A 20,828-nucleotide genomic window follows, 5' to 3' on the forward strand; every position below is an offset into this window, starting at 1 on the left:
TTGCTTGATAATACTAAGTTTTTGCGCGTTCTAACATAGGTTTTAGAAAACGTGCAGTATGACTGTTTGGATGTTCAGATACGGTTTCTGGTGTTCCTGCGACAAGAATCTCACCGCCGCCGCTGCCACCTTCAGGACCGAGATCGATAACCCAATCTGCTGTTTTTACTACATCTAGGTTATGCTCAATAATCACGATGGTATTACCGTGATCACGTAAGCGATGTAATACTTTCATGAGTAATTTAATATCATGAAAATGTAAACCTGTGGTTGGTTCATCTAAGATATACAAGGTTTGGCCGGTATCGCGTTTTGATAACTCTTTCGCTAGTTTCACGCGCTGTGCTTCACCACCGGATAAGGTGGTCGCAGACTGACCGAGGCGTATGTAAGACAGCCCTACATCCACTAAGGTTTGTAATTTACGGGCTATAGGGGGAATTGGTGCAAAGAAGGTATTAGCTTCTTCGACGGTCATATCCAATACTTCGTGAATATTTTTGCCTTTGTAGCGTACTTCTAATGTTTCACGGTTATAACGCTGGCTCTTACAGTCGTCACAAGGAACGTAAACATCTGGTAAGAAGTGCATCTCGACTTTGATTAGACCATCACCTTGGCAAGCTTCACATCGTCCGCCTTTCACGTTAAAGCTAAAGCGACCTGGTTTATAACCACGTGAACGTGCTTCTTGTGTTCCTGCAAATATCTCGCGAATAGCGGTGAAAATACCCGTATAGGTTGCTGGATTAGAACGCGGGGTTCGGCCGATTGGACTTTGATCAATATCGACTACTTTATCAAGCTGATCTAAACCTTCAATCGAGGTGTAAGGTGAAGGGACTGTCACCGTTGCGCCGTTCAATTCAATATGCGCGATCTTAAAGAAGGTATCATTAATGAGGGTTGATTTACCTGAACCTGACACACCAGTGACACACGTCATCACGCCAATGGGAACAGATAAATCCACATTTTTAAGGTTGTTACCGCTTGCACCTTTTAAATGAACCCATTTGTCGGTTAATGGTGTTCGTTGCGCAGGGATCTCAATGGCTTTACGACCGCTGAGGTAATCGGCGGTCAGTGAATTTTTACTTTGTAAGATATCATCAATGCTGCCTCGGGCAACGATCTCACCACCATGGACACCAGCGCCAGGACCAATATCGAGGACATAGTCAGCCGCGCGGATCGCATCTTCATCGTGTTCAACCACTATAACGGTATTACCAAGATCACGTAGATGAATCAGGGTTTGTAATAAGCGTTCGTTATCGCGTTGGTGCAAACCGATCGAAGGTTCATCGAGCACGTACATCACGCCAACCAGACCGGCGCCAATTTGGCTAGCAAGACGAATGCGCTGTGCTTCACCGCCAGATAGCGTTTCGGCGCTGCGTTCTAGACTTAAATAATTCAGACCTACATTGACTAAGAAACCAAGACGATCACCAATTTCCTTAAGGATCTTTTCGGCTATCTGGCCTTTTTGACCAGGTAGCGCCATTTTGGAAAAGAATTCGAATGCTTCGCCTATGGCCATATGAGACACTTCAGGTAAGGTCGTTTCTTGAATATAAACATGACGAGCTTCTTGGCGTAGACGAGAACCTGAGCAGGTTTCACAAGACTTGGTCGTTAAGTATTTACCAAGCTCTTCACGTACCGCATTCGATTCGGTTTCTTTGTAGCGGCGTTGCATATTCGGAATGATGCCTTCGAAAGCGTGGCGGCGAACGACGATATCACCGCGATCATTCACATAGTTAAATTCAATTTCTTGTTCACCACTGCCTTGCAGAATATAACCTTGTACTTCACTGGCTAATGAATTAAATGGTTGGGTCAAATCAAACTTGTAGTGTTTCGCCAGTGAGCTGAGCATTTGGAAGTAATAAAAATTACGTTTATCCCAACCGCGGATCGCGCCACCAGAGAGGCTCAGATCAGCATTAATGATAACACGATCGTGATCAAAGTATTGTTGGACACCAAGACCGTCACAGGTATGACAAGCACCCGCTGGATTGTTGAATGAGAAGATCCTTGGTTCAAGCTCTGCCATGCTGTAACCACAATGTGGGCAAGCAAAGTTAGCTGAAAAGACGATCGGCTCTGCATCACTCTCATCCATATCGGCAATGTAAGCGGTGCCACCTGATAGATTTAGTGCGGTTTCAAAAGACTCGGAGAGGCGCAGCTGTAGATCATCACGTACTTTAAAGCGATCGATGACAACTTCAATGGTGTGTTTTTTATGTAGATCTAAGGTTGGCGGATCAGATAGATCACAGACTTCACCATCGATGCGCGCCCGTATATAACCTTGACTGGCTAAGCCCGCCAGTGTTTTAACATGTTCACCTTTACGTTCTTTCACGATTGGCGCGAGCAGCATAAGCTTACGCCCTGTTTCTAACTCCAGCACATGATCTACCATTTGGGTAATGGTTTGTGCCGCTAAAGGTGCATTATGAGTTGGACAGCGTGGTTCACCAACTCGAGCAAATAATAAGCGCAGGTAATCATAGATCTCGGTGATAGTACCGACTGTTGAGCGTGGGTTATGTGACGTGGATTTTTGCTCGATAGAGATTGCCGGTGACAAACCTTCAATATGATCGACATCGGGCTTTTCCATCAAAGATAAAAACTGTCTGGCGTAGGCAGAAAGCGATTCTACATAACGGCGTTGACCTTCTGCATAAAGCGTATCAAATGCTAATGACGATTTACCCGAACCCGATAACCCTGTGATTACAATCAGCTTATCGCGAGGTAGTTCAACATTGATATCTTTAAGGTTATGGGTGCGTGCGCCCCGAACAATGATTTGATCCATACATAACTCACACTACATAAAATAATCAATCAGTATCGCATATTAGGGCTTGTTAGGCATTACTTTAGAAGAAACTCTCTTCAATATTAAGAATGTCGTCAGGCGCAACGTGGTCGTCAGGGGTCACCTTAAGAGTCTGGTTAAGATCGTTGTTATTCGACAGCATAATAGATTGTTTTGCTGCCCGCTCAGTGAACCCACCTGCCAGTGCGATCGCTTGATCAACTGTTAACCCGGGCCTAAACGGGTATCCACCTGGGCGTCTTACCTCGCCTTTAATGTAAAACTGGCGGAAAGTCGCGATACTGACCATAACTTTAGGTGAGATTAAATAGGGCCCTTTTAAGCCAAGATAAATTTTTTGTTTGACCTCTGCTGGGGTCAAGCCAGCAACTTTAATTTCACCGAGGTAGGGGTAATCGATACTACCTGATGTATCAACTAATATAGACATGCTTAGATCTGCTTCGCCGTAGATCTTAATAGACAGTTTATCGCCAGCACCAAGTTTATAATTGTGGTGTTGTTCGTGGGCTTTAGCGGAATTCACTAACAAGACTATAAAGATGACAATAGCGCGGTGTAAATGTATGCAGCCTTTCATTTTAAATACTCCTTTCATTTAAAATACGAGGGAACTGGTTAATCCATAACTATTTTTGTCGTAGCCTAAGTGAGCTTCCGAAGATGATTTACTTTGATGTTCATAGCTAAGACCGAATGCAAGCCAATACCTTAATTGATAAGACAGCATGATGTTGATGACATTGCTTTTATCTTCACGAGCACTGTGTTGGTATGTTTCATTGAGATGCTGATAAGCTAATGAACTCGATAAATTATAACGCCAGGTGTGTTTCCAGCTTATTGACTTTCGATTTGCTTCTATACTGTCTGTTCCTGTGACGGCATTGATGATCTTTTGACTGGCATTGATGTTGAAGATGGAATATGTTTTTGGATGCCAATTAATACCAACATCCCAGCTTGGGTTAGCTTGAGATTCTCGATGCCTGTCGGAGAAATTAATTTTCTCATAACCTATTTTTACAATACCTTGCGTTTTACCACTTATGTCCCAGTGTATACCGGTATATAACAGACTATTATTACTGTCTTTTCGATTCGCGGAGCCTTGGTAATTGGTTACGCGGTTACTGATATCAAACAATAAATTTAAGCTAGCCCCGATGTGATAGTCAAAAACGATGCCGTAGTCATATTCGTTGAAATCAGCCATGGGTGTGTAACTCGAGTTGTCCTTGTCGTAACGTTTATTGTTAAAACTAAACCGAGGTTTGAGTCTGGCTTGTGAATATTGGCTGCCATAAATATAACTTAATGCAACTTGCTGGGTGTAAAATCTGGAGGGCGCTGTTACTTGCTTATTACCTTCTGATATTCCTGTATTGACAGCATCATGGGCAAGGTTAAATTGGTATGAAATAGCAAGCTGATGACGGCTATCCGAGGCTCTATTAAGTTCTGCTTTAATCTGGTGGTCAGTATAATTGTTCTCAGCGTTTTCACTATATAAAGCTTGCTGTCCCGTGTAGTCTAAAATGAATTTATTGTTATACTTTTGTCCTTCAATACGTAATGCTGGCATTATCTCTATTAAGTTAGAGGCCTGCTGATTATTTTTGGTGTTGGTAATATTATCGTCGTGTTTATAATTGATTGAAAGACTGGGTATTACGTTAAGTCCAAGTCCGGCACTTGTCTCTAGACTTAGCTCTGACGCGGTCACCCGCGTAATGAATAAGATTAATATAGAGGATACTGTTAGCAGTAAATTTTTTAATATTTTCATTGGTTATGAAGCACGGCTATGAGGCCAGTGAAACGTCCTTTTGACTTTTATTGTGATACTGGTATTGGTACTGATAGCGTTTGTCATTTTTTAATGATTCTTGGTTTAGTATAATGCCATCGGTACTGACGCCATGCTTAGCCAGTAATTCGATGGTGCTGTTGAGCTCTCCAATCTTGGAGTTGTTTACACGGGTCACGAGTATATTAAAATCAGACTGTTGCCCAATAATTAATGCGTCACTGACTAACTGACTTGGTGGCGAATCAATAATAATATAATCATATTGCGATCTTAAAATGGTCAGGCAACTGGAAAAACGTGTAGAGCTCAGTAAATTGGATGGGCTTTCGATTAACTCTCCTGCCGATAATACGGCTAAATTGGTTTGTTGATCACGCCATATATAGCTATTCAAACTGCCACTTTTACTGAGAATATCAGCTAATCCACGTTGGCTATGGGGGATCCCCATTTTTCTTCTTATTGACGGTCTACGTAAATCAGCCTCTAAAATAAGGGTTCTGTGGGATTGTGCTAACGCCATTGCGAGATAAATAGCGGATGTACTTTTCCCTTCGCCAACAGTGTTGGAGCTGATCATGATGACTTGTGGTTGCTTGGTTTTGGCGGATAACTGCAATGATGTACGTAAATTTTGCGCGGCTTCAAAAATTATTTTATTGCTAAGAAATAATTGCTGTGGCGATTGTTGATGGAATTTTTTATCAATCGCTTTAAAGTTGGGTAGTGAGCCAAGTAATGGCGCTGGTAGATTAGTGACATTGTCTTGATTCACAAAAAATAGCGCATGTAGTAGAGCATGCGTGACTAACAGCATCAATGTTAATAAGATCACGAGCACTAAGATCAATGCGCGTTTGGGTTTAAAAGGGGATAAAGGCGTTTTAGCGATATTGGTGATCGTAGCTGTTGATAGGTTAAGATTGTTGGTGAGGTTTGTTTCTTTCAAACGCATTAAAAACATATTATACAGTTCGTTGCTCGAGGTTAACTCTCGGTTGAGTTCTTTATAACGTGCTTTTTGTTTTATCAGGGTGCGGTGTTCTGATTTTTTACTTTCTAATACGGCTATGACGGCGGATTCATTTTGTTCAAGTAAGCTGATATTTTTTTTAAACCCGAGTGCCAGTTGTTGTAAGGCGTTTTGGGCATTTTCTTCTGTGGCACTGAGCTGTCCATTTGCCTGGATCATTTTGTCGTGTTGTGGACCATAGCGTTTGGATAATTCGGCGATACTGTGCCTTGCTCGGGTGTAATCATTTCTTAATTCAACTATCACTGCGTGATTGGATAATGCCTTGATTGAGGTTGAGGTGAGCAAGTCTAAATTTTGCGCTTGGCTTATTTGTCGATATAAGGTTTGCGCACTAATTAATTCACTTCTAATCGAGTTTAATTTAGTGGTGAGGTTCTGTAATTCTATTGCAGTGAAATTATCAATGCCACTGTCATTAATTAAGTTTTCTTGTTGGAGGAAATGAGTGAGATTACTTTCTGCAGTATTCAAGTTATCTTTGAGCGCTTGCACCCCTTCTTTAAGCCAAAGTGATGCGGTAACTGTCTGTTGGACCCGAAAATCACGGTTGTGTTGGATGTACACATCGGCATAGGCATTAGCGATTAAAGCGGCCAATGCTGGCACGTTATGCTCATAACTGATGGTTAGTAATTGGGTGTTTTTAATGAGTGATATATTTACTGCTGATTTTATCTGGCCAATAAAAGCATGTGGGTTTATTGCCTTAGCTTTTTTTTTTGTTGGTGATATAAAATGAATGATGTTGTCGAGTATCAAGCTTAATTTACTGTTCGGTTTATCTTGTGTGTAATAAGGGTGTTGAGATAAATTGAGTTTGGTGATGACTTTTTCGGTGATCACGTCTGAACGTAAAATTTCAATTTGAGTTTGGAAGTAATCTTTGTTGTTTATATCGCTTTGTAATAGACCTTGGATGGCGATTGGCTTCGCTTGCTGTATTTGTAATTGTAAAACTGTGTTGGCTTTATAAATAGGGGGAAGGTCAGAAATAAAAATGGCCGCAATAATGCTAATAATTGTGGTGATAACACAGATTCGTAAAAACGAACGCCTAATTATATTAAAGAGATGCGTAAGATCAATTTCGTCTTGTCCTCCCTGTGGGTACCTATTATGTGTGTCGTATTTTTGCTCCACTTCAGATCCTTTGAATGGTGAGCGATAGGGTTACGTATCCATACGTTTTCATTAATTAGTATTAGAAGTACCATGGTTGTAACATAAATGAAACATAACAGGTTAAGGTTGTTATAAATTTATCTAATTTTAAGTATAAAAAAAGTCATATTAGATATGACTTTTAAGTTACATTGGTCTAAGGTTTCGAGCTTAACTGTTTTTTGTTTTTAAAATTAGCTTTAATTAGATAAGATTTTCTTTTGCCCATGATACTGCTTGTAGGCGATTTTTTACTTTGATCTTTTTAAATACATTATATAAATGTGACTTGATCGTGTGCTCACTGACATAAAGCGCATCGGCGATCTCTAAATTTGATGAGCCCGTCATTAGCTGACGCAAGATCTCTTGTTCACGTGTTGTGAGTTCTGGTTTTCGGTCTAGATCAACGGCTTTAGTAGAGCGGTAAATGGAGATCAATGAACTGAGTGTACGTCGTGGCATCCAGAATTCACCTTCGGTGATCTTTTGTATGCCTTTGCAAACGATATCGAGTTCATCACGCTTATTAAATACGCCGAATATCGATGGCCAAGTGGAAATGTTCTCCATTGTGGTGTCATCACTCAAATTAATCAGGGCTAAGCGAAACATACCATGGTATTGCTTTAATTTGTTTTTTAGCTGCTCTTGTGAGATTGCACTGAGATTGTCTGTATCAACGAGTAATAATAAATTGTCATCGATTGAGATGCGCTCAACTTCGGCTACTTCACGTAACTGTTGTACGGGTATATCGAGTTTAGCTCTTAAACAAGAAACCAAAGTGGCAACTTGTAGACTCGGTTGAGACAGCAATACTACATTTGGGTAATCCGACATATGACTAAATCCTTTAGTTTGTGTGGTGATATCCATATCCATGCTAAATAGCATTATAAAACGGTTAAACTTAGCTAATGACTTAATTAAAGTGTTAATTGTAATACCTAAGTTCGATACGGCTTGATACTAAAGTATTAACTTACAGTGGAAGTCGCGAGCTAATCTCTCTGGAAAATGACATATTAACCAGTTGTTAATTCACACTTAACATATCGGTGTGCTATAAATGAGTCAAGTTCGCATTTAGTTTTATCTCGACTCATACTTTATTATTTAGCTATATCAATGGTTTAATGTTGCGTTTTGTTTTAATTATCATTGTGTTAAGTATTAATTTTGGTGTTTTATTTCAACCTATTTAGTTAATTCGGTATTTTACGGTTATTTTCATTTTTTGTTAATGCTAAAGCATGGTGACGTTTATTGTGGCTGTTTTAAATGATTTTTATTTTCAGCTTAGATGATGTGTTAATATGGCGCCGTAAATATTGAGAGGTTGATGGATTAATTATGGATAATGTAGCTTTATCTAAATTAGAGCAAAAAACAGCAGTGTCATTAGCATTGGTATTTGGTTTAAGAATGCTGGGCTTATTTATGATCATGCCCGTTTTTGCCATTTATGGACGTGATTTGATTGGCTATTCGCCATTGTGGGTGGGTATCGTGATCGGTGCTTATGGATTAACCCAAGCCATATTACAAATACCGATGGGACAGTTATCCGATCGGATTGGCCGCAAACCGGTTATTATTGCGGGTTTAGGCTTATTTTGTTTAGGTAGTATTGTAGCTGGTCTCGCAGATTCGGTTTATGGCGTTGCTTTTGGACGCGTATTACAAGGCACTGGTGCTGTCGCCAGTGCGATTCTTGCGTTAGCTGCAGATATTACTCGTGAACAACAGCGACCAAAGGTCATGGCTGTGATTGGCATGTGTATCGGACTTTCGTTTGCCTTTTCGCTGGTGGCAGGGCCTGTATTAGCGCAGTGGATTGGTCTTAAAGGCATCTTCTTTGTGACCGCAGTACTTGCCATTATCGGTATGCTTGTTGTGCATTATATTGTGCCGAATGCAACAGCCAAAGCACCCAGAGGGGATGCGAGTACCAATCGTCATAAATTAAGAGCAATGTTACGTGATCCGCAGCTATTACGTTTAGATGCCGGTATCTTTTTGCTGCATTTAACCTTGACCGCTGTGTTTGTATCATTGCCATTTGAATTAGAATCAGCTGGGCTCGTTGGTGAGCACCACTGGTGGATATATTTCCCTGCATTACTGCTATCATTTGTATTAATGGTGCCAATGCTCATTATTGCTGCGAAGAAGAAAATGAATAAGCAATTTTTCTTATTCGCGATTGCATTGATGGGCCTTGCGCTTTGTGTGATGGGATTTGCAAATGGAAATTTGTGGCTCTTTGCACTCGCTATCGTGTTGTATTTTACCGCATTTAACTTTTTGGAAGCCTCTTTACCTGCCATGATCTCGATGTCGGCACCGGCTGGCGCAAAAGGCTCGGCAATGGGCGTCTACTCGACATCACAATTTGCGGGTGCATTTTGTGGCGGTATTATGGCTGGTAGTTTGTATTCTCAATTGGGATCACAAGGTCTATTTTTTGTCATTGCCGCGGTAATGATAGTGTGGTTTGTTATCTCTTTAGGCTTAGAAAATGTTGGTCAGGTGAAAGCTCACACCATTTCTGTGAGAATTGCCAACCAAAGAGAAGCTGAATTAATCGCCGAAAAGCTAATATCGCTTTCCGGTATTAATGAAGCTGTAGTAGTATTAGAAGAGCAGGTTGCTTATTTAAAAGCGACTAAAGATTTTGAAATAGACCAGGCTTTGAACCTGGTTCGTGAACAGCACAGGAGCTAGCATGGCCAGTCGTGGCGTAAATAAAGTAATTATTCTTGGTAATTTAGGTAATGATCCTGAAATCCGCTCATTTCCAAATGGTGGCGCGGTTGCCAATCTAACGATTGCGACAAGTGAATCATGGCGTGATAAGCAAACTGGTGAACAGCGCGAAAAAACTGAATGGCACCGCGTTGCGGTATTCGGTAAATTAGCTGAAATTGCGGGTGAATACTTACGTAAAGGATCTCAGGTATATATTGAAGGCGCATTACAAACACGTAAATGGCAAGATCAAAATGGCCAAGATCGTTTTACAACAGAAGTTGTAGTACAAGGTTTTAACGGTGTAATGCAAATGATTGGTTCGCGTCAAGGCGGTCAGCAGCAGCAGGGCGGCGGTTATAATAATAGTAACCAACAGCCACAGCAACAGCAGAACCAAAATGCTGGTTGGGGTCAGCCACAACAGCCAGCAGCGGCACCACAACAACAAGGCGGTTATAACCAACAGCCACAGCAACAACAACCACAGCAACAGCAACAGCAAAGCTATGCTCCTAAACAGCAAGCTCCTGCTCCAGCGCCTCAACAGCAAGCGCCGCAGCAAGGTTTTAACGAACCGTCTGCAGACTTTGATGATGATATTCCGTTCTAGCATAGTCATTACTTGATTGCTTAAACAGATATATAAAGCCCCGATTTTTCGGGGTTTTTTTTATTTGTCGTTATGTTTCCCCCCCGAAAATTATTTATATACTTTGTCCTATTTGCCATTTTATTGTGTTAATGCAACACGTGATTAGTTTTTTATATGTTATTAAAAGCAGAATGCAGTAGAATAATTAACTATATCGGCATTATATTGTCGTTACATAATTTGTGTTTCATCATGAGATTCTGATATAGGGATGTATAGGAATATATGAAATTTACCAACAAACTGATTGGTTTTATTATTGTGTGCGTGCTGTCATCTATTGGTGTGGTATTGTTGGGTGGTGGCGTTAGTTTACGTGGTCTTGCGATTGAAACCCAAAAGCAAAATATCTCAAAATTGATCGATGTGATGGACGAGCAACTGGCGATGGAAGACAGTGAACCTCGTTTTGCATTCTGGCTACCAGAGCTATTACGTGCGCATTCTGTATTGAAGCTGACCGTCGAAAAAGATGGCATTGTCAGTTACTACTTTGATGGGCGATCGCCAGAGACTGATGGTTTTATTCCTTTTCTCAAAGAATATCATTTTGAATTAAAAGCGAATAGTGACTTTAAAGCGAAAGTTATTATGCTTTCCCCCTATTATGCGATGGAATATCCGCCTGAATTATTTACCGGAGTGAGCACGGGTTTACTCATTGTTTTATTTGGTTTAGTCATTGCCATTCGACTGCTTAAAAAAGGCATGTATGGTGCTGAATTACTTTCTACACGCAGTTATAAAATTCTCAACGGTGATCATATTAAAGTGGCCGTTGGCTCCGAATCTGAATGGCCAAAAGCAACCAGCCGAGCGTTTGATAAGCTAATTGCAGACTTGGAAGATACCAAGCAAGAGCGCAGTCGTTTTGATTCTTATATGCGTACTAACGCGTTTGTTGATGCCTCAACTGGTATTGGTAACCGTGATTTCTTTTTAAATCAATTAGAAGCAATGTTATCCGATCCCGGTGTTAATGCTGGCACGATTATAAAAATAGAACTCTATGAGTTATCGCAATTAAATTATAACCATGGTGTGGCCAGTGTTGATGAAATGGTTAAATCGGTCAGTGAACTGTTAAGTCAGTTTGTGGAGCGTTTTACTGGCTCTGTACTTGCTCGTTATCGTGGCGATCAATTTATTATTTTATTGCCTCGGATCACAGGCCCTGAATCTGAAATTGTGATGAAGCAGTTGTACAAATTACTCACACGAGTCAATTTATTCACGCCTGTGGATTGTGATGAATTATTTTATACTGGTGTCGCTATTTATAATTATGCTGAACGCGCAGAAGAAGTATTAGAAAGCGTCGATCAGGCATTAAAGATTGCGATATTACAAGGTTGCTCTGGCTGGTTCTTGTATGAACAAGAAGAGAAAACACCGGTTCATGCGAAAGGCACTGTCAGATGGCGTGGGCTGTTTGAGCGAACCTTCAAAAATAATGCATTCTATTATGAGCAACAACTCATTTTAGGCATGGAAAATAAGCAGGTATTAGGTTATGAAATTTACCCAAGGTTAAAAGACGAGAATGATGAATGGGTTCATGCGGGGGTCTTTTTACCAATGGCAGAAAAATGTGGTGTACTTAAACGCATTGATCGGCTAACCGTAGAGCGAGCGATCTCGAATCTAGAGCAAGGTGAGCCTATTTCTTGTGGGATAAACTTAGATATTCAGAGTTATTTGGATAAACGTTTTATGCGCGCCGTTTACCTCGATATTATCCGCTTACCGGTGAGATTACGCGCGATGCTGAATTTTGAAATACATGAATATCAAATTAATCGTAATTTAGAGATGTTATTAGAGCCCGTTAAAAATTTAAAAGCACTGGGCTGTTGTATCGCTGTGGATATGGTTGGTCAAGATGTGGTTGATTCGTCCTATATTAAGAAATTAGATGTCGACGTTATCAAAATTCACCACAGTTTAGTTCGTGATTTACATAAACGTCAAATTAATCAACTGGCGATCCGCAGTATCCTAGGTGGTACTGTTAATTTAGCTACTATTGTTATTGCGGTTGGTGTGGAATCGAAAGGTGAGTGGGATGCACTAAATAAACTTGGCATTTATGGTGCCCAAGGTTTTTTTTGTAATAAACTCAGTGTATTGAATGAGTGACGAGGGACTTCAGTGTGATACTTTCGCTATTTAAGTGTGATATTATGGTGCTAGTATCACACTTTGCTTACTACTTAATGGCGATTAAAGTATGATAGTCATTGTTTGATTTATAAGCCATTATTCATTTATTTAGGTGCGACAGAGTTTTATGCGTATACCCTGGTTAAAAAAACAGAATATATCAACAAAACTGGGTATTTTCATTGCTAAACAGCGTGTCGATATCTGTGCATTATCGACAGGTAATGACGCGATATCAGTACTTGATTCAAGTGCATTTAGTGATGTTTCTGAACTTGTTAAAACACTGAATAACATGATTTCGAAACACAACCTGCAGGCATCCACTTGCCATGTTGTGTTATCAAATCAACTGTATCAGTTATTACAAATTGATAAGCCAAGTGTCCCTGATGATGAAATTGCCAGTACATTGCCTTTCATTGCGAAAGAATTTATCAGTGAGTCTATTGGTACCGTGGTATTCGATTATTTTTCGGTGCCCAATCAGAATAAGATTAACCTCGTCTATTGTGCAAAAAGTCTCGTGGAATTGATTGTTACCGCAATACAGCAAGCAAAACTTGAGCTGCTTACTATTGGTATTGAGGAATTAGCGACAGCGAACCTATTTAATACCAGTGCTGATGTGAATCGAAAAAGTACACAAATGTTAATTGCTCAACAGGATTATCAAGAAGTAAATTTGACGATTATCCACGATAACCAGGTTTATTTCTCGCGCCGTTTACGTGGTTTTTCTCGATTACGCGATCTAAAAGAGGATCAGCTTGATACTTCGTTGTTAGATAACTTTAGCTTAGAGATTCAACGCTCAGCTGACTTTGCGGTAAGCCAATTGAAATTACCGGAAGTGAAAGACATTAATTTAGCATTGCCGAGTACTAGTTTAGAGCCGCTAATTGCACGTTTACAGCTTAATTTTACTATTCCTGTTATTTCATTAAAGCATGCCTATATTAGTGAAAATATTGATACTGGTTTCTTACCTGCCATTGGCGGCGCTTTGGAAATATTGTGATGAAAAATCGCGTAAATTTATATACTCAGGCATTTAAGCCAAAAAAAGAATATTTAACATTAACGCAAGCGGTGGTCGCTATCACTAGTGCGCTAGTGGTGATGTTAGCACTTGCTTATATGGCTGAGAATGACAAAGCTGTATTAGAGCAGCAAGTTAAATGGGCAAAAAACCAATTGATCGAACAAGAAGCTGAAGTGGCTGATTTATCTAATCAAGTATCACTGCATGTTCAAAATCCGGCGTTAATCCAACAATTAACTCTGTTACAAACACGTTTACAATACCGTGATAAATTATTGGAGCAGCTCTCCAATTTAGCATTAGTACAATCTAGTGGTTTTGCTATTTTAATGTCTGATTTAGCACTACAACGCGACAGAGATATTCGTTTAAATCAAATACGATTATCTGGTGATCGTATGACGCTGACGGGGATAGCAAGAACGCATGAAGCGATACCCCGTTGGATCCGTAAATTCTCACAGGGTAAATCATTACAAGGTCGAGAATTTAACTTATTAAATATTAATCGAAATAGTGATGATGTGATCGCATTCACTTTAACTAACCAACTCGTTGTGGAGGTTAGTGAATGATGCAGCAACATTGGCTGACAATGAAAGCTAAGTTTACTTTATTATCAATGCGTGAGCGTTTATTGCTGGTTGGCTCGCTGTTGATCGCGATTTTTTATCTTATTTATAGTTTTTGGTTAGAACCAGTTTATTTACAAAATCAAAAATCACAGTCAAAACTGGCTTCTTTACAGCAGCAGCAACAACAATATGAATTTGATAAAGCAGAATTATTGCAAGCATTAGCGAGTGATCCAAATAAAGTCGTTCAGTTACGTATTGCGCGTGCTGAATCTGAATTTAACAAGGCAAATGGTAAATTAACCGATTTAACGGCCGACTTAATTAACTCAAATCAAATGGCTTTGGTATTGGGTGATGTATTAAGCCGCGCTAATAACGTAAAATTGATATCGATTGAGTCATTGCCTGTGACGACGCTAACCGGTAATAACAACACGCTTGAAAAGGTCGAAGAGAAGACCAAACCTACATTTTCGAGTGCGAGCGGCCAAGATCTGAATGTGGATAACATCATTAAGAGTGATGAAATATCTAAAAATATTGATGCGGCGTTGGCTAATTCACAAACATCGATAACCGTCACGGATGAGTCGGAGGTATTACTTTATCGACATGGTTTACGTATAACGATGACGGGGTCATTTTTTAATATTCAAGCCTATTTAACGCAGATTGAACAGCTACCAAAGAAATTCTATTGGGAGGTCTTTGATTATCAAATGCAAGACTACCCAACCGCGCAGGTCGTGATGGAGATTTATACCTTGAGTGTTAATAAGGAATTTATTCGTGGTTAAATTATTACTGCCAATATTCATGCTATTGAGTGTTGGTATCGCGCAAGCGGAACAAGGTGTGATTAACGGTAATATACTTGATGATCCAACGGGTCCTTGGGGGGCGGTTGAGCCTGTCATTCGTCGTCAAGCTAAGGCTAAAGTACCGATTCCAACCTTACAGGCCATTTTTATGCGTGATCAGACATATATTGCGATCATGAATGACAAAGAAGTACAAGCGGGAAGTTGGGTTTCAGGCTTCAAAGTACGCCGTGTTACCACTGATTTTGTGTATTTTGTACGTAACGATAAAGAATTTAGATTGTCATTATTTGGCAGTGAAATTAAACATTAGGGCTCAAATTTAATTATGAACAAGTTGTATCTTGCTATTATTTTAGGTGTGTTTTTAACGGGTTGTCAAACAACTCGTAGTTCACTTGAGCCTGTAGTCATTAAAGAATCAATCCAAGCAGAGCTTGATCGTGCAGACGCTCAATCAGACGCTTGGACGGTACCTGATGATGTCAATGCTGAACTGTTACCTGAATTCGACGGTAATGACAGTTTGAATACACCTGTTATCGAACCGCGTATGGACATTGCGGCTAAATCAGTATCGGCACGTCAGTTCTTTGGGTCCCTGCTAAAGGACACTAAATATAATCTTATCGTTAGTCCAGACGTATCGGGCCGTGTCACTGTGGTACTAAATGATGTGACAATTGCTGAGACGATGGATGAGGTCTCGGATATGTATGGTTATGATATCCAACGGCAAGGTAATACCTATCGCGTAAACGGGGCTGGTATACGTACTGAAATTATTCCAATGAACTACTTATTGATGAAACGTAATGGTTCATCAAATAGTTCTATCAGTTCTGGTTATCTAACCGATGGTGGCTCGTCGGGCAGTAGCTCGTCAGACGGTAACGATGATAATTCATCAGATAATTCATCGTCGTCAACAACGAGTAAAGGTACCGATATATCGACGCAAACGGACACTGATTACTGGACTGAATTAGAAAATACATTACTGGGCCTAACGGCAAATGAACGAAATACCCAAGTTGTGATTAGTCCGCAAGCGGGCTTGGTTACCGTACATGGCTACCCGAAAGATATTCGTAAGATAAAAGATTTTTTAAATAAAGCCGAGGAACATTTACAGCGTCAAGTATTACTTGAGGTGAAGGTGATGGAAGTGACATTAAATGACGGTTATGAACAAGGCATTGATTGGAATATAAATAATGCGGGTGTTAAAACTAAATCATCGTTTGATTTTAATGCTTCCGATATTACCGATATTGCTTCTGGTGCTGGCGTATTAACGTTGGCGGGTAATGATTTTAGTGCTGCAATTAGTTTGTTAAAGACGCAAGGTGATGTGAACGTTTTATCTAGCCCACGTGTTACAGCGCTTAATAATCAGAAAGCTGTGATTAAAGTTGGTAGTGATGAATATTTTGTGACGGGTTATAGCACAACGGCATCAACATCAGCAGACAATGATCGGATAGATAGAAATATTGAGATAACCCCCTTTTTCTCTGGTATCGCCCTAGATGTAACGCCGCAAATTGATAGTGATGGCGGTGTGTTATTACACGTTCACCCGTCGATTATTGAAGTAAGCGATTCGACAAAAACGATCTCGCCAGGTGACGGTCAACCAATTGTACTTCCATTGGCAAAAAGTGAGGTGCGTGAAACGGATACCGTTGTAAAAGCGAAAAGTGGTGAAATTATTGTTATCGGTGGTTTGATGAAAACCGCTAATAAAGATTTAGTAGCGAAAGTACCATTTTTAGGTGATATTCCTTGGTTAGGCGAATTGTTTACTCGCCGTTCGCAATCAGTACAAAAAACAGAATTAATTATTTTAATTAAGCCTGTAGTGATTGACCAAAATACATGGCGATTAGAGCTAGAACGCTCAGCTGAATTACTTGAACAGTGGTACCCAACAGAACAAAAAAATGAGAAAGGTTAATGTATAACGCGCATTTTGGTTTGACGGAAGTGCCTTTTGGTCTGACGCCAAATACGCAGTTTTACCATCCCTTGGTACCACACTTTGAAGCATTACAGGTTCTGACTACGGCACTTGCAAGTGGCGAAGGTTTTATCAAAGTGACTGGTGAAGTGGGCACGGGTAAGACGCTTATCTGTCGTAAATTACTCAATGAGCTAGGCGACGACTATGTGATCGCCTATTTACCTAATCCGTACTTAACACCCAATGAAATGCGTACCGCGGTAGCGAGTGAACTCGGTATTGATGCCAGTTTAGATCAACACAAATTAACAGAAGCGCTTAACCATCAATTAATTGCACTCTCGGCAGAAGTAAAACAAGTCGTCTTATTGATTGATGAAGCGCAAATGCTGCCTCATGAAACCTTAGAAGCGTTGCGTTTAATCAGTAACTTAGAAACTGAAAGTAAGAAGTTAATGCAAGTTGTGTTGTTTGGCCAACCTGAGTTAGATACACGATTAAAACAAGATAACTTACGTCAATTACGCCAACGTATTACCTTTTCGTACCAACTTCGCCCGTTACTTATTAATGAAACGGCGAGTTATGTTGAACATCGTCTTACTGTGTCTGGCTATCGTGGTGCGCCTTTATTTGAACCTCGCGCATTACGCATGCTACACCAAGCAAGTGGTGGTATACCAAGATTAATCAATGTGTTAGCACATAAGTGTTTAATGTTAAGTTATGGTTTGAACGTTCGTAAGGTCAGTGCAAAATTGGTTAAACTTGCCATTAAAGACACCGAAAGTGCAATTCAGCAACGTAATTTACGTTTGCCGATCTTAGCCAGTGTTCTTGTTATTGAGATGATATTAGTTATTTGGTGGTTTGGAGAATCAATGTTGTGAGTGTTATTAATCAAATGCTACAAGGGCTAGATAAAGGTGCCCAGCAACAACAAATACAACCTGACCAACGTGGTGCTGTCGTTGTTGTTGCGCCAGCACGTAATAATAATGTCATAATTTGCTTACTTATCGCGATTGTAATAATGGGGTTACTTGCTGCTTATCTATTTGTCCAAAAACAAAATATGACAGTTTTAGTCGCTCCAGTTGCAAACGCGACTGCATTACCTGTGATATCAGAAAAAGTACATATACAAGCTGAACCAGTGAAGACCGTTGTGCGTGTAAATGCAGAGCATTACGACGTAAATAAAGAGGTGGTCGCGAGTAAGTTACTTGAAAAGTCGGTCGTCGCTAGCCCAGTTGTAAAGACAGTAACAGTGAGTGCGGCGAAACCAATGGCCTTGCCTGTTACACCGCTTGCTAAGCCTGTTTACATTGAGCCTAAAGCGCTAATCCCCGTAAAGGCAAAGCCTTTAATTTCTGAAATGAAAAGTGTTGTGGCCTCATCTAACGATAAGGCTGAGCAAGAGAGTTCAATTTCAATTAAAGCGATTACTCGCACACCAGTGCAGCAAGCACAGCTATACGCAAAACAAGCTGAAGCGGCATTACTTGCTGGTGATAAAGCACGGGCCAAGCAGCTATTTAGCAAAGTGTTGATGTTAGATAAGCAACATGATTTGTCTCGAGAAAAATTAGCCGCGATCTTATACGGTGAGGAACGTACGCAATTGGCAGTCACTTTGTTACAAGAAGGTTTAAGTGTGTCGCCTGAATACACGAACTTTCGCCTAATGTTAGCGCGTATTTATTTAAAGAATAAAAATAAACAACAAGCTTATTATTATCTTAAGCCTCACATGCCCGAGGTTGACGGTAATGTCGATTATTACGCCATGCTTGCTGGTTTAGCACAAAGTCTAGATGATTTAGATACAGCATTAATTGCGTATAAGAAATTGACCGACTATGAACCGAACCGAGCTAAATGGTGGTTAGGACTGGGTATTTCTGCCGACAAAGCGCAGCAAGTCCGATTAGCATTAACGGCTTATCACTCCGCACAAAACATGGGGCAGCTATCTGCTTCTTCACGTAATTATATTAATGCGCGTATTGCCCAGTTGGAGAAACAGTAATGACACAATTGAAATTAAAACAACGATTGGGTGATTTACTTGTTGGTGAGAACATTATCAGTGAGGCGCAACTTGGTTTAGCACTCAAAGAGCAACGTAGTAGTGGCGGAAAATTAGGTTCGACACTGATCAACTTAGATTTTATTACTGAAGAGCAACTGCTTAGCTTTTTATCCCAACAGTTAAATATTCCGTTTTTAGATATTTCGGCATTAAATATCCCACAGCAGACGGTATTGAAATTACCGGAAGTACATGCGCGTCGTCATCGTGCTTTAGTCGTTAAATCTGAAGATAATAATTTAACGGTAGCATTGAGTGATCCAGCTGACCTTTATGCCGTTGAAGCGATATCAAATCTACTTTTTCTTTACCAGTTAGACTTTGCCATCGTCAGAGAAAGCCAATTATTACCCGCTTATGACCGTTTATATCGCCGAACCAAAGATATTGAAGCGTTTGCTGGTCAACTTGAAGATGAACATAGACCAACACAAGAATTCGATATATTTCGTGATGTAGATGATGCATCTAACGAAGCTACTGTGGTTAAGTTTCTTAATTCAGTATTTGAAGATGCGGTGCAAATTGGGGCATCAGATATCCACATTGAACCGGATGAAAAAGCGTTACGTATTCGTTTACGTGTTGATGGTGTGCTACAAGAAAATATACTTAATGAAGTCGCGATCGTACCGGCATTGGTATTACGTCTCAAATTAATGGCGAGTTTGGATATTTCTGAAAAACGTTTACCGCAAGATGGACGTTTTAATTTAAACGTTCGTAATCAATCGATTGATGTGCGGATGTCAACCATGCCTGTGCAGTATGGTGAATCAGTAGTCATGCGTTTACTTAATCAAGACGCGGGGGTTTTCCAGTTAGAAAATACTGGGATGCCAACAGAGTTAATTAAACGTTTACGTAGTTTGATCCGTCGACCTCATGGCATGGTATTGGTGACTGGACCTACGGGTAGCGGTAAAACAACCACGTTATATGCCGCTTTAAGTGAATTGAACGAACCTGGTAAAAAGATTATTACGGTGGAAGATCCTGTTGAATACCGCTTACCACGGATCAGCCAAGTACAGGTTAATCCTAAGATTGGTTTGGATTTTGCCCATATTCTACGTACTTGCTTACGTCAAGATCCTGATATTTTATTAGTAGGTGAAATGCGTGACAAAGAGACGGCTGAAATTGGTTTACGTGGTGCATTAACTGGTCATATGGTGTTATCAACATTACATACTAATGATGCGATTACCTGTGCATTACGGTTAATGGATATGGGCGCGCCAGGCTATTTAATTGGCGCTGCATTACGCGCAGTGGTCGCACAAAGGTTAGTACGTAAATTATGTGGCCAATGTAAAAGTACTCATGAACTGGCTAGTAGTGAGCAATATTGTTTAGAAAAAATAGCCAAAGAACCACTGGGTAACGCCCATTTTTATCGCAGTATGGGTTGTCAAAGCTGTAACTACACGGGTTATCGTGGCCGAATCGGTGTATTTGAGTTATTAGAACTCAATGATGCAATGTGCGATGCACTGCGACGTGACGCACCTGATGAGTTTGCTATCGAAGCACGCAAAACCAAATATTATCGACCATTAGTACTGTCGGCGCTGGATTTTGCGAAACAAGGTTTAACCTCTATCGAGGAAGTATTAAAACTGGCAGATGAACTTACGCTCGATGACAGAAGCAGTGACGATAACGCCAGTCAGGATGAATATAATACTGAACATATGATTACCAGTGAGGTATTAACGTCTGAGACCTTAGGTGCCAATATTGCAGGAAATATTAGAGAGTTAGATAAAGTTGATCGCGGTGATATTGAAAAGATTTTACGCTTGGCTGAAGTGGTTCGGGCATTGGACCGTAGTGGACAGTGAATAGAACCGTAGTGGACAGTGA

The 20,828-nt window shown here is 40.3% G+C and carries 16 protein-coding genes; 11 read left to right on the forward strand and 5 right to left on the reverse strand.

What is annotated here, in order from left to right; translation table 11 throughout:
- Window positions 1–13: 13 nt before the first annotated feature.
- From uvrA to HWV01_RS00965, 5 genes are all read right to left on the reverse strand, one after another.
- Window positions 14–2,848 (reverse strand): excinuclease ABC subunit UvrA, encoded by a 2,835-nt coding sequence (uvrA, locus tag HWV01_RS00945; protein WP_211673664.1) that lies wholly within the window; start codon window positions 2,846–2,848, stop codon window positions 14–16.
- Window positions 2,849–2,912: 64 nt separating this feature from the next.
- Window positions 2,913–3,452 carry a polysaccharide biosynthesis/export family protein gene (locus HWV01_RS00950; RefSeq protein WP_211673665.1) on the reverse strand — a complete coding sequence of 180 codons (540 nt, stop codon included), beginning with the start codon at window positions 3,450–3,452 and terminating at the stop codon, window positions 2,913–2,915.
- A gap of 18 nt (window positions 3,453–3,470) precedes the next feature.
- Window positions 3,471–4,661: an outer membrane beta-barrel protein gene (locus HWV01_RS00955; protein ID WP_211673666.1), complete on the reverse strand. Its 1,191-nt coding sequence runs from the start codon at window positions 4,659–4,661 to the stop codon at window positions 3,471–3,473.
- Window positions 4,662–4,677: 16 nt separating this feature from the next.
- Window positions 4,678–6,861, reverse strand: coding sequence for a polysaccharide biosynthesis tyrosine autokinase (locus HWV01_RS00960; protein ID WP_211673667.1), 2,184 nt, complete (start codon window positions 6,859–6,861; stop codon window positions 4,678–4,680).
- Window positions 6,862–7,086: 225 nt separating this feature from the next.
- Entirely contained in the window at window positions 7,087–7,725 is a 639-nt protein-coding gene (locus HWV01_RS00965; protein WP_211673668.1) for a LuxR C-terminal-related transcriptional regulator, read from the reverse strand.
- A gap of 513 nt (window positions 7,726–8,238) precedes the next feature.
- On the opposite strand from HWV01_RS00965, the gene HWV01_RS00970 reads away from it, so the two are divergent.
- The 11 genes from HWV01_RS00970 to HWV01_RS01020 all read left to right on the forward strand — a co-directional run bounded on the left by HWV01_RS00970 (window position 8,239) and on the right by HWV01_RS01020 (window position 20,806).
- Window positions 8,239–9,612, forward strand: coding sequence for an MFS transporter (locus HWV01_RS00970; protein ID WP_211673669.1), 1,374 nt, complete (start codon window positions 8,239–8,241; stop codon window positions 9,610–9,612).
- A 1-nt stretch (window position 9,613) separates the two neighbouring features.
- A complete protein-coding gene (gene ssb / locus HWV01_RS00975) occupies window positions 9,614–10,249 on the forward strand; it encodes a single-stranded DNA-binding protein (protein WP_211673670.1) in 636 nt (211 codons plus the stop codon).
- Between the two features lie 267 nt (window positions 10,250–10,516).
- The gene (locus tag HWV01_RS00980) at window positions 10,517–12,430 is read left to right on the forward strand and encodes an EAL domain-containing protein (protein ID WP_211673671.1); all 1,914 of its coding nucleotides are present in this window, start codon (window positions 10,517–10,519) and stop codon (window positions 12,428–12,430) included.
- Between the two features lie 151 nt (window positions 12,431–12,581).
- Window positions 12,582–13,475 (forward strand): type IV pilus biogenesis protein PilM, encoded by an 894-nt coding sequence (pilM, locus tag HWV01_RS00985; RefSeq protein WP_211673672.1) that lies wholly within the window; start codon window positions 12,582–12,584, stop codon window positions 13,473–13,475.
- Window positions 13,475–14,074, forward strand: a complete 600-nt coding sequence (locus tag HWV01_RS00990; RefSeq protein WP_211673673.1) for a PilN domain-containing protein — start codon at window positions 13,475–13,477, stop codon at window positions 14,072–14,074. The genes pilM and HWV01_RS00990 overlap by 1 nt, the downstream gene beginning before the upstream one ends.
- Complete coding sequence (locus tag HWV01_RS00995) at window positions 14,071–14,874, forward strand: glucose-6-phosphate isomerase (RefSeq protein ID WP_211673674.1); 804 nt, start codon at window positions 14,071–14,073, stop codon at window positions 14,872–14,874. Before HWV01_RS00990 ends, HWV01_RS00995 begins: the two co-directional genes overlap by 4 nt.
- A complete protein-coding gene (locus tag HWV01_RS01000; RefSeq protein ID WP_211673675.1) occupies window positions 14,867–15,211 on the forward strand; it encodes an MSHA biogenesis protein MshK in 345 nt (114 codons plus the stop codon). The genes HWV01_RS00995 and HWV01_RS01000 overlap by 8 nt, the downstream gene beginning before the upstream one ends.
- A gap of 15 nt (window positions 15,212–15,226) precedes the next feature.
- Window positions 15,227–16,858, forward strand: a complete 1,632-nt coding sequence (mshL, locus tag HWV01_RS01005; protein ID WP_211673676.1) for a pilus (MSHA type) biogenesis protein MshL — start codon at window positions 15,227–15,229, stop codon at window positions 16,856–16,858.
- The gene (locus HWV01_RS01010; RefSeq protein ID WP_211673677.1) at window positions 16,858–17,754 is read left to right on the forward strand and encodes an ExeA family protein; all 897 of its coding nucleotides are present in this window, start codon (window positions 16,858–16,860) and stop codon (window positions 17,752–17,754) included. Before mshL ends, HWV01_RS01010 begins: the two co-directional genes overlap by 1 nt.
- Window positions 17,751–18,896, forward strand: coding sequence for a lipopolysaccharide assembly protein LapB (locus tag HWV01_RS01015; protein WP_211673678.1), 1,146 nt, complete (start codon window positions 17,751–17,753; stop codon window positions 18,894–18,896). Before HWV01_RS01010 ends, HWV01_RS01015 begins: the two co-directional genes overlap by 4 nt.
- Complete coding sequence (locus HWV01_RS01020; protein ID WP_211673679.1) at window positions 18,896–20,806, forward strand: GspE/PulE family protein; 1,911 nt, start codon at window positions 18,896–18,898, stop codon at window positions 20,804–20,806. Before HWV01_RS01015 ends, HWV01_RS01020 begins: the two co-directional genes overlap by 1 nt.
- The last annotated feature ends 22 nt before the right edge of the window (window positions 20,807–20,828 follow it).

It is taken from the genome of Moritella sp. 5, assembly GCF_018219455.1.
Classification (GTDB): Bacteria; Pseudomonadota; Gammaproteobacteria; order Enterobacterales; family Moritellaceae; genus Moritella.